9 protein-coding genes are annotated in these 10,940 nt (G+C 41.0%); all 9 read left to right on the forward strand.

Annotated elements, in window-relative coordinates:
- The first annotated feature begins 50 nt into the window (after positions 1-50).
- Positions 51-1,310 carry a M16 family metallopeptidase gene (locus SporoP17a_RS15255; protein ID WP_083035471.1) on the forward strand — a complete coding sequence of 420 codons (1,260 nt, stop codon included), beginning with the start codon at positions 51-53 and terminating at the stop codon, positions 1,308-1,310.
- A gap of 58 nt (positions 1,311-1,368) precedes the next feature.
- On the forward strand, positions 1,369-1,647 hold the full coding sequence (locus SporoP17a_RS15260) for a YlmC/YmxH family sporulation protein (RefSeq protein WP_083035472.1): 279 nt from the start codon (positions 1,369-1,371) through the stop codon (positions 1,645-1,647).
- Complete coding sequence (locus SporoP17a_RS15265; RefSeq protein ID WP_083035473.1) at positions 1,640-2,446, forward strand: NAD(P)-dependent oxidoreductase; 807 nt, start codon at positions 1,640-1,642, stop codon at positions 2,444-2,446. Before SporoP17a_RS15260 ends, SporoP17a_RS15265 begins: the two co-directional genes overlap by 8 nt.
- Complete coding sequence (locus tag SporoP17a_RS15270) at positions 2,419-3,009, forward strand: dipicolinate synthase subunit B (protein ID WP_083035474.1); 591 nt, start codon at positions 2,419-2,421, stop codon at positions 3,007-3,009. The genes SporoP17a_RS15265 and SporoP17a_RS15270 overlap by 28 nt, the downstream gene beginning before the upstream one ends.
- Positions 3,010-3,126: 117 nt before the next feature.
- Positions 3,127-4,152, forward strand: coding sequence for an aspartate-semialdehyde dehydrogenase (gene asd / locus SporoP17a_RS15275; protein WP_083035475.1), 1,026 nt, complete (start codon positions 3,127-3,129; stop codon positions 4,150-4,152).
- A 46-nt stretch (positions 4,153-4,198) separates the two neighbouring features.
- Positions 4,199-5,089: a 4-hydroxy-tetrahydrodipicolinate synthase gene (gene dapA / locus SporoP17a_RS15280; protein WP_420542189.1), complete on the forward strand. Its 891-nt coding sequence runs from the start codon at positions 4,199-4,201 to the stop codon at positions 5,087-5,089.
- Positions 5,090-5,202: 113 nt separating this feature from the next.
- Positions 5,203-6,870: a ribonuclease J gene (locus SporoP17a_RS15285; protein WP_083035477.1), complete on the forward strand. Its 1,668-nt coding sequence runs from the start codon at positions 5,203-5,205 to the stop codon at positions 6,868-6,870.
- Between the two features lie 87 nt (positions 6,871-6,957).
- The gene (locus SporoP17a_RS15290; protein ID WP_083035478.1) at positions 6,958-9,300 is read left to right on the forward strand and encodes a DNA translocase FtsK; all 2,343 of its coding nucleotides are present in this window, start codon (positions 6,958-6,960) and stop codon (positions 9,298-9,300) included.
- 351 nt (positions 9,301-9,651) lie between these two features.
- Positions 9,652-10,734, forward strand: a complete 1,083-nt coding sequence (locus SporoP17a_RS15295; protein ID WP_083035479.1) for a BMP family lipoprotein — start codon at positions 9,652-9,654, stop codon at positions 10,732-10,734.
- Positions 10,735-10,940 lie beyond the last annotated feature (206 nt).

Here is a 10,940-nt window from a genome sequence, read left to right on the forward strand (position 1 = left end):
CAAGTTGCGGCGAAGGAGGCTTTTTGTACTTTATTTAAGGAGTGAGGTCTATGATTCAAAAATATATTTGTTCAAATGGTGTACGGATTATCCATGAAAAGATGCCACATTTACAGTCCGTTGCAATCGGGCTTTGGGTGCATGCAGGTTCAGCAGATGAAACAAAAGAACAAGAGGGTATTGCCCACTTTATCGAACACATGCTGTTCAAGGGAACCGATACACGAAGTGCACGAATGATTGCCGAGCAGTTTGATCAGATTGGCGGTGACCTGAATGCCTTTACATCTAAAGAAATGACATGCTATTACACTACAGTTTTAAGTCAGCACGCTTCATACGCGTTGACTGTCTTATCCGATATGTTTTTCCATTCCCAATTCAAAGAAGAAGAGATTGAAAAAGAGAAATCGGTCATTCTGGATGAAATATCCTCTGTTGAAGACATGCCGGATGAAGATGTCGATGAAAGGTTATGGGCGGGAATGTTTCCGGATGATGCAATTGGAAAGCCAGTAGGAGGACGGGCTGAAACAATCAAGTCATTCACAAAAGAAATGATCGAAAAATTCATGGTGAAACATTATCGCCCTGAAAATTTGGTTATCTCAATTGCAGGAAGCTATGATGAACGTTTAATCAAGCTAATCGAAGCGAATTTTGGAAGTTATCAAAGTAAAGAACAAGCTTCTACTTCCATACTAGATGAAAGTATACCGAACTTTACGGCTCAACAAATTATCAAAGTAAAGGATATTGAACAAGCCCATCTATGCTTTGGTTATCCTTCATTGCCTTCAACTCACGATAAGGTTTACGAGTTAAGCTTATTCGATAGTATCCTTGGCGGAACAATGTCTTCTAGGTTGTTTCAAGAGGTTCGAGAAAACCGGGGACTAGCATATTCGGTCTACACGTATTATGCCGCGTATGAAAATGCTGGATCCTTTGTGATTTATTGTGGAACGTCCCCTGAAAACTTTCAAGAGACGTATCGTACAATTGACCAGGTCATCGCTGATGTGCTTAATGATGGTCTAACAGATAAAGAATTACGGAATGCCAAGGAGCAACTAAAAGGCAGTTTTGTTCTTGGTTTGGAAGGCTCTGAATCACGTATGTATAGAAATGGCCGCAATGAATTAGTGCTTGGCAAACATCAGACAATTGATGAGGTAGTCAAACATATTGATAGCGTTGAAAAACGAAGTGTTTATCGACTTGGACAGCAAATGTTGGCAAGTGATCGTGCAACATCCATTATTGCGCCTAAATCAAATATTCAACAATTAAAAAAACTGCAGAACTAGTCGACTTCCGGCCTCTCATACATATGATGAAAGAGATCTTATATGAGGGAGGGCTTCCATGCTATTATCAGAACTAGCGCAAAAAGAGCTTATTCAAGTAGAGGAAGGTATGAGATATGGCTTTTTGGCAGAAACAGATTTGCTGTTCGACCGCAAAACAGGAGCGATCATTGGATTTGAAATCCGAAAGAAGTTAGGGAGAACACTGTTCCGACAAAAAGACCAGGATATTATTGAATATATTCCATGGCATGAAATTGTTCTGGTGGGCGAAGACCGGATTTTATTTGGCAAAACACATGAACTAAACAGAAAGGAAGTAGAAGGGTATGACTAAATGGCTTGTTGTAGGGACTGATCAACGTCTGCGAATTGCGAATGAACTATTAGTAAAATCAGGAATTGATAGTGAGTATATTTGTTCGGATACGTATAATGAACAGTTAAAAAACGCTTTAATAAATACAAAGCCAGACCACGTTCTGCTTCCTTTATTGTTAATGGAACCAAGCATACCCGTCGACTATTTGCCAGAAGGCTCTTCTGTCTATTCGGGTAAAACTTCTGCGGAATGGAGGCAAGAGCTTGCCGAGAAAGGTATTTCGCATACGAATTATCTGGAAAATGAGCAATTCATTTGGAGAAATGCTCAATTAACCGCAGAAGCGTTCGTTCATGTCTTTTATGAGCAAACTAAACGACAGATAGCAGGTAAGCACTTTTACATTGCAGGATTTGGGAGAGTAGGAAAAGCGATTGCACATACATTGCATCAGTTGCAAGCTACTGTCACTATAGTTGCACGTGCTGATGAGCAATTAGCAGAAGCGGCAGTGTTAGGCTATAAAACAGTGCTGCTCGATGAATCAACAAAATTCACTCATGGTTACTTGGTGAACACGATTCCAGCGCAATGGCTGGATGTAAATCAAAGTGGTACTGTTCGTGTATTTGATGTCTCTTCAGCCCCGGGGTGCCTAAAGCATACAAATTCCTCTGAATACTATACCATACACCTCAAATTGCCCGGGAAGCACTTTCCTGAGGATGCGGCAGCTGTATTGGTTGACGCAGTTTTGAGAATGAGTATAGAAGAAAGGGGAACTAAATGCTCAAAGGAAAACGAATCGGATTAGGCATCACAGCTTCACATTGCACGTATGACCAATTGCTTCCGATGATCACTTCGTTGCAAAAAGAAGGTGCGATTGTCGTTCCTATCATTACACATTCAGTTCTTCACGCTGCTACGCGTTTTGGAACGGGTGAAGAGTGGATTAAACGAATAGAAGACGCAACAGGTGAGAAGGTAGTAGCAAGTATTGTCGAAGCGGAACCATTCGGTCCATCCAATCCGCTCGACTGCATGGTGATTTCGCCGCTGACAGGTAACTCCATGAGTAGGTTCGCTAACGCTGCTACTGACTCACCGGTTCTGATGGCGGCTAAAGCCACATTACGTAATGGTAAACCAGTAGTACTAGGTATTTCTACAAATGATGCATTAGGTCTTAACGGTATGAACCTTATGAAGTTATTGAATATGAAAAACGTTTTCTTTATTCCATTCGGTCAAGACGATTGTATAAAAAAACCGAACTCCTTAATATCAGATTTCTCGTTACTTCCCGCTACCGTTGCATCCGCAATTGATAGCAAACAATTGCAACCATTACTAATAATTCATAACAATGCATGATAATAGATTTTTAAATTCTGCAAAATATGTTATAATTCGTTCAATAACAATTAACGAGACGAGGATAGTATGAACTCTCCTTACTAGTACTTGTTAATAATTGAAAGGAAGATATAGATGAAGAATGTAAATGTTGCAATTGTCGGCGCTACTGGAGCGGTAGGAACAAAAATACTTGAGAAATTGGTGGAACGTAACTTCCCTGCTACTTCCATTAAGTTACTTGCATCCAAACGTTCTGCAGGCAATGAAATCGAAGCGGGTGGAAAAACGTACATTGTACAAGAAACGACCCCAGAAGCTTTTGAAGGTATCGACATTGCATTCTTTAGTGCAGGTGGGAGTATCTCTGAGAAGTTTGCACAAGATGCAGTAAAGAGCGGGGCGGTTGTAATTGATAATACAAGTGCATTCCGAATGGACCCTAACACACCGCTCGTGGTTCCGGAAGTAAACCCACATGAATTGAAAAACCATTCAGGAATCATTGCAAATCCAAACTGTTCTACAATTCAGATGGTAGCAGCGTTGAAACCAATTAAAGATCAATATGGCCTTAATAAGCTGATCGTGTCTACTTACCAGGCAGTTTCCGGTGCTGGTGTAGAAGCAATTGATGAACTAGCAGAACAAAGCAAGCAATTCACAGATCGTAGTGAAATAGCAGCAGAAGTATTACCATCTGCGTCTGCAAAACGTCATTATCCAATCGCATTCAATGCGATTCCACAAATAGATTCATTTGACGAATCGGGCTATACATTGGAAGAATTGAAAATGATCAATGAAACGAAAAAAATATTCAGCGATCAAAATATGTCGGTAGCGGCTACATGTGTCAGATTGCCTGTTGTATCGGGACATTCAGAATCGGTTTACATTGAAATCGATCATGATGACGTGACAGTTAAAGATATCCAATCTTTGTTGGAAAATGCACCAGGAATCGTCTTGCAGGATGATCCGGCTTCACAACTATATCCAATGCCGCTTTATGCAGAAGATAAAGATGAAGTGTTTGTAGGCAGAATCCGTAAAGATTTGGATAACCCAAAAGGATTCCATCTTTGGATCGTGTCCGATAACTTATTAAAAGGTGCTGCATTGAACTCTGTGCAAATCGCCGAGGCGCTTATTAAATAATTTGCGTAGGTAAGGTTAAGAATGATAACGAAAAGGAATGATCTATGTGCAACTTGGAAATGTAGGGACAGCAATGGTCACTCCTTTTTCTCCTGACGGTACAATTGACTACGCTCAAACAAAGATTTTGCTTGAGCATTTGATTGCAAATGGGACAGATTCTGTTATCGTCAGCGGTACGACTGGTGAATCACCGACGCTTACTGTTACAGAGAAGAAGGAATTACTGGACTTTGTAGTAAAGGTTGTGAATAAGCGTATTCCAGTGGTTGCAGGTACAGGGACAAATAATACTGCTGAATCCATAGAGCTCACTAAGGTTGCTGAGCAATCAGGGGCGGACGGAATCATGCTCGTGACACCTTACTATAATAAACCAGACCAAAAAGGAATGTATGCACACTTCTCGAAAATTGCTAACGTTACAGCATTGCCGATATTGCTATATAATATTCCAAGTCGTTCCATTGTCAACTTGCTTCCTGAAACCGTTATTGCGTTATCGAAAATTGATAATATTAAGGCGATCAAAGAAGCGAGTGGTAATTTGGAGCAGATGGCAGAAATCATTGAAGGAACCGCAGACGATTTTGAAGTATACAGTGGAGATGACGGATTGACATTGCCATTGCTTGCAATTGGTGGTAAAGGAATCATTTCAGTTTCCTCACACGTAGTAGGCAATGAAATGCAAAAAATGATTCAAGCGTTTCAAAATGGCGATGTCAAGGAAGCCGCTGATCTTCATCGTTCATTAGTACCGGTTTTCAGAGCGTTGTTCTCGACACCGAATCCTGTGCCTGTGAAATATGCGCTAGAAAAAGCAGGCATACCAACAGGCGGTGTTCGTTTACCGCTTGTAGAAATGGACGAAAGTGAAGCTGCGATCATCGATGAAGCGCTTGAAAAATTTGAAAAAAGAACACGGATCCTGTAATAAACAAAAGCCGGACGACCAATCCGGCTTTTTTTGTTTGTACTGAGCGCCTACTATCTCGTATAATGGTGTTTAGTCGTTGTGGGCGGGAATAGAATATAGGAGGAAACAATGTGACGAAAATACAAAATGAATTAATTAGAGTAATTCCACTAGGTGGAGTAGGGGAAATCGGCAAGTCTATGTATGTCGTTGAAATCGATGATGAGCTATTTGTTATGGATGCAGGCTTAATGTTCCCGGAAACGGAAATGCTAGGTATTGACTTTGTAATACCTGATATGACCTATCTGGAAGAAAATAAAGATCGGGTCAAAGGAATCTTTTTAACACATGGTCATGAAGATGCGATTGGATCTATTGCTTATTTACTACAGAAAGTACAAGCCCCTGTGTACGGTACAAAGTTGACATTAGCGTTAGCGAAAGAACATTTGAAGAACATGCCAGCACCATCTAATGTGCGCTTCTTTGAAGTGACAAACAAAAGCCGTATGAACTTCAAGCGCACGCATGTGACGTTCTTTTACACGACACACAGTATTCCGGATTCTCTAGGAATTGTCTTCCATACAAGCGAAGGTGCAATCGTTAATACAGGAGAGTTCAAATTCGACCAAGCAGCAAAAGGTAAGTATCGCCCTGACATTGCAAAAATGGCTACAATTGGTGAAGAGGGTGTCTTTATCTTAATGTCCGATTCTACAGAAGCAGAACGTCCAGGTTATACAACGTCTGAGTCTGTAATCGAAAAACGTCTCTTTAAAACTTTCCATGAAGTACAAGGAAGAATTCTAGTAGCGCTGTATGCATCAAACTTCATTCGGATTCAGCAAGTGCTAGACCAGGCGGCAGCAAAGAAAAAGAAAGTAGCAGTGGTTGGTAAAAGCTTGGAGAGCTACTTTGAAGTCGGGTTAAAACTAGGTTATTTACAAGTGGAAGAAGATATTGTAATTCCGGTAAAAGACATGGAGCGTTATGATGATCAAGATATCGTGATTATCGTGACGGGTAACCAAGGTGAACCACTAGAAGCTTTAGAGAAAATTGTCCGTAAACATCATAGAGAAATTAATATCAAAAGTTCAGATACAGTATTGATCACATTCACGCCATCACCTGTTATGGAAACTTCCATGTACAAGATGATGAATGAGCTAGCAAAGGCTGGAGCAACTGTACTGACGTCCACACGAAATGTACACGTATCCGGTCACGGTTCTGCCGAAGACTTGAAAATGATGTTAAATCTTATGCAACCAAAATACTTTATCCCAATCCAAGGAGAGTATCGTATGCTGATTGCACATTCCAAGCTTGCTCAAGAAATCGGATTGCCTAAAAACCGTATCTTTATAGCGGATAAAGGCGATATTGTTGAATTCAAGAACGAAAAGCTTCGTATGGCAGGTAGAGTACAGGCTGGTAATGTCTTGATCGATGGTATAGGTGTGGGTGATGTAGGCAACATCGTGTTGCGTGACCGTAAGCTATTATCTCAAGATGGAATCTTCACAGTCGTTGTGACATTGAACAGAAAGCAAAAACGAATCGCAGCGGGTCCCGAAGTGGTCTCAAGAGGCTTTGTTTATGTACGCGAATCGGAGGAACTGTTTGATGAAGCGACAAAACTGATTACTAAAGTCGTCGAAAAATATGTGAATAAAGAAACGTTCGAATGGACAAACATTAAACAAGAGATCCGTGAGACATTGAGTTCGTATTTGTATCAGCAAACAAAACGTCGCCCGATGATTATTCCAATCATTATGGAGTACTGATCTACACCGTTTGTTGGCGAATCAAAAACAATTGGATTTCCATGCCTTTACGGCTGGAAATCTTTTTTGCAGAAAGGGGGTTGGCAAATGGCGAAAAAACGTGCTAAAAAGAGAGCGCCAGCGAAGAAAAGACAACAGAAAAAACAGCAAAGTCAAATGCAACCGCTCTGGTTTGAAATTCTAGGCGTCGTCCTAATTGGTATCGCAATAATAATGATCTTTGAATTTGGTATTATCGGTCGGGGTTTATCGGCATTTTCTCGATTTTTATTAGGGAACTGGTACGTTGCATTGCCATTTTTAATTATTGTGCAGGCATTGATTTTCATGATTAAAAGACAGATTGGTGGATACAAGCATCGAGTCGTAATCGGTTGTTTATTCATTTTAGGCAGTATGCTTCTGTTCAGTCATGTTCATTTATTTCAAACATTATATGAAAGCAAGGTTTTGATGTCAAATTCAGCATTAAAGGAAACATGGAAAGTACTCATCACAAATGATGGGATACATGACCAAACAGGGACTTTAGGTGGCGGCATGCTAGGTGCTGTACTGTTTGCGATGTTTTATTCATTGGTAGATTCATCGGGTGCTACAGTAGCTGGAGTGCTGTTACTGCTCATTGGTATCATCCTGTTGACAGGAAAGGCATTGATTCCGTTCCTAGTAGAGCAAACACCAATCTTAATGAATGATATAAAGAAAAAGTGGGCAGCGAGGGAAAAGAAATCAGTCAAGTCACCTGAAGAAAAACGTAAAGAAAGTGCACGTAGTAATAGAAGGAGTAAGCCGAAACCGGTAGACACTTCTGAAAGAGAAGCGGTACAAGAAAATCCGGAGCCTGCCAGTGAACCGATTATTTCTAGCTTCACAGCAAAAATTGAACAGGCAACGCAACCAGAAATTGAACAGGAAACGGAGTCGAAACCTGAAGAGGATTCTACACTCGATCCCATAGATCCTGCGGCTGATTATCCTGTAATGGGCGGAGAACAAGAAAACGAATCATATATTTTGCCATCAGCCAAACTACTAGAACCACCTGTAGCAAGTGACCAATCTGGAGAATATGATTTAATCCAGGCAAACGCTAAGAAACTAGAAAAAACGTTCCTGAGTTTTGGAGTCAAAACGCGCGTGACACAAGTCCATTTAGGGCCAGCAGTCACTAAATACGAAATCCTGCCTGACACGGGTGTGAAAGTAAGTCGCATCGTTAGTTTGGCGGATGACATAGCATTAGCATTGGCAGCTAGCGGCATTCGGATTGAAGCACCGATCCCTGGCAAGTCGGCAGTTGGAATTGAAGTTCCGAACAATGCGGTGGCGATGGTAAGTTTACGTGAAGTGCTTGAATCTAAGGAAAATAATCCTCCTGAGTCCAAGTTGCTAGTAGGTTTAGGCCGTGATGTGACCGGGCAAGCCATGATGACAGAGCTCAATAAAATGCCCCACGTATTAATCGCGGGTGCTACGGGTAGCGGTAAAAGTGTCTGTGTCAACGGGATCATTATGAGTATCATCATGCGGGCAAAACCACACGAAGTGAAAATGATGATGATCGATCCGAAAATGGTAGAGTTAAATGTATTTAATGGCATACCGCACTTATTAGCCCCCGTTGTTACGGATCCAAGAAAAGCAGCGCAAGCATTGCAACGAGTTGTGTCGGAGATGGAACGCAGATATGAGTTATTCTCTCATACTGGTACGCGGAATATTGAGGGATATAATAACCACATTGAACAATGGAATGAAGATCATGATGAGAAACACCCACGCATGCCGTATATCGTTGTCATTGTCGATGAGTTGGCCGACTTAATGATGGTGGCGTCAAGTGACGTAGAAGATTCCATCACACGTCTGGCGCAGATGGCAAGAGCTGCAGGTATTCATTTAATTATAGCGACACAGCGTCCAAGCGTTGACGTGATTACAGGTATCATTAAGGCAAATATCCCATCTCGAATTGCGTTTGCCGTATCTTCCGCAATCGATTCGCGAACTATTCTAGACGGTGCTGGTGCTGAGAAGTTATTGGGACGAGGAGATATGTTATTCCTTCCCGCTGGTGCTTCAAAACCGACACGTATTCAAGGGGCATTTGTTTCAGATGAGGAAGTAGAAGCGGTAGTGAACTTTGTGATCGAGCAACAAAAAGCTCAATATCAAGAAGAAATGATTCCGACTGAAGTAGAGGTAGTAGCACCTCATGAAGAAACCGATGAATTATATGATGAAGCAGTACAAATGGTGGTGGATATGCAGACTGCGTCTGTTTCGATGATCCAGCGGCGTTTTCGCGTTGGATATGCCAGGGCTGCACGTATAGTAGATCAAATGGAAGCGCGTGGTGTGGTAGGACCTCCTGAAGGTAGTAAGCCAAGACACGTACTACTCGCTAAATCAGAACTAGAAATGTAAGGTGTCATTCACTGATATTTTGATAAGTCAAAGTTATTCGTGATTTCGGCTAGATATTTCCTTCTACCTAAGTAAATGTTATAGTGAAGGTAGAAGGAAATTATCATCCCATGCTATAGAAATGGAGTATGTCATCCAATATTTAGCAAAACAGAAAGCGCTATCACGCAATGCGACACAATCATTGCTGCCATGAACGTTAGTACGTGCACGGTAATGAATTTTGAGTAATTTATTAACAGCGATCTATCTTCAGGGTAAAGGTTTTAGTTGAAAGTTAGTGTGAGTAAAGGTATAAGACGTATTGCGTCCTAACATAATACCAAGAAAATCTAGGGGAGGTCATGATCGATGAAGAAAAGAAAGTTTGGTCTAGCAATGTCTTTAGTGTTAGCTGCAGGTACAATGTTAGCAGCATGTGGCTCAGACGATAAAGATAATGCAGGGGAAAAGCCGGCAACAGGAGACAGCGGTGAGAAAAGCGAATTCTCAATTGCTATGGTAACTGACGTTGGAGGAATCGATGATAAATCATTCAACCAATCTGCATGGAAAGGCGTTAAAGAATTCGGAGAAGATCAAGGATGGGAAAAAGGAACTGGCGGATACGATTATCTGCAGTCAACTGGTCCGGAAGATTATACAACAAATCTTAACAACTTGGCTCGTCGTGACTTTAACTTAATATACGGAGTAGGTTTCTTGATGGAAGATGCAATTGAAGATATTGCCGCGCAACAAAAAGACACTCAATTCTCTATTATTGATGGGGAAGTAGATGCTCCAAACGTAGCTAGCATCCTCTTTAAAGAACAAGAAGGAGGATATTTAGCCGGAGTAGCAGCTGGATTAATGACAAAGTCAGATAAGATTGGTTTCATCGGTGGTATGGACAACCCTGTCATCGAGCGTTTTGAAGCTGGATTCCTAGAAGGCGTTAAAGCAGTGAAGCCTGAAATCAAAGTAGACTCAAAATACGTAGGTGCATTTGATAAAGCAGAACTTGGGAAAGCTGAGGCAGGCCGTATGTACTCTTCAGGCGTAGATATTATCTTCCACGCTGCGGGCGGTACAGGTAACGGTGTATTCTCTGAAGCGAAAGAACGTAAACAAGCAGATAAAGATGCGTATGTTTGGGTAATTGGTGTTGACTCTGACCAATATGAAGAAGGTAAAGTTGGAGATGACAACATTACGCTAACGTCTATGTTGAAGCGCGTTGATGTAGCAGTTAAAGATATTGCCGAGTTGTCAATGAATGGTAACTTCCCTGGTGGGGAAACAAAAGTATACGGTCTTAAAGATGATGGTTTAGGTCTTGCTGATTCACGTGGCGCAATTCCACAAGACGTATTGGATCAAATTGATGAACATGCACAAAAAATTGCAAATGGTGAAATTGAAGTGCCAGAGTTTGTAGAAAAGAAAAAATAAGGTCAGTACAACAATTGGAGGCCGGTTTTTATACCCGGCCTCTATTTCATTAAATTGCTAAAATAAAGGTTCTTTGTTAGTTCATTTGGAACTTTTATTTTATTAATTTCTAAGATTAATAAATTAACTATAATAAAAATTATCAACAGGCTACTTAAACTAAAATAGCAAAGCGTTCAACTGTTCATACGGGGACTTTATCACGT

This window comes from Sporosarcina ureae (genome assembly GCF_002082015.1).
GTDB classification, from domain to species: Bacteria; Bacillota; Bacilli; order Bacillales_A; family Planococcaceae; genus Sporosarcina; species Sporosarcina ureae_A.

Coding starts and splice junctions, on each gene's coding strand:
- SporoP17a_RS15290 (WP_083035478.1), top strand. CDS start 6,958: ATGGCGAAAAAACGTGCTAAAAAGAGAGCGCCAGCGAAGAAAAGACAA.
- SporoP17a_RS15265 (WP_083035473.1), top strand. CDS start 1,640: ATGACTAAATGGCTTGTTGTAGGGACTGATCAACGTCTGCGAATTGCG.
- SporoP17a_RS15255 (WP_083035471.1), top strand. CDS start 51: ATGATTCAAAAATATATTTGTTCAAATGGTGTACGGATTATCCATGAA.
- SporoP17a_RS15260 (WP_083035472.1), top strand. CDS start 1,369: ATGCTATTATCAGAACTAGCGCAAAAAGAGCTTATTCAAGTAGAGGAA.
- SporoP17a_RS15295 (WP_083035479.1), top strand. CDS start 9,652: ATGAAGAAAAGAAAGTTTGGTCTAGCAATGTCTTTAGTGTTAGCTGCA.
- SporoP17a_RS15270 (WP_083035474.1), top strand. CDS start 2,419: ATGCTCAAAGGAAAACGAATCGGATTAGGCATCACAGCTTCACATTGC.
- asd (WP_083035475.1), top strand. CDS start 3,127: ATGAAGAATGTAAATGTTGCAATTGTCGGCGCTACTGGAGCGGTAGGA.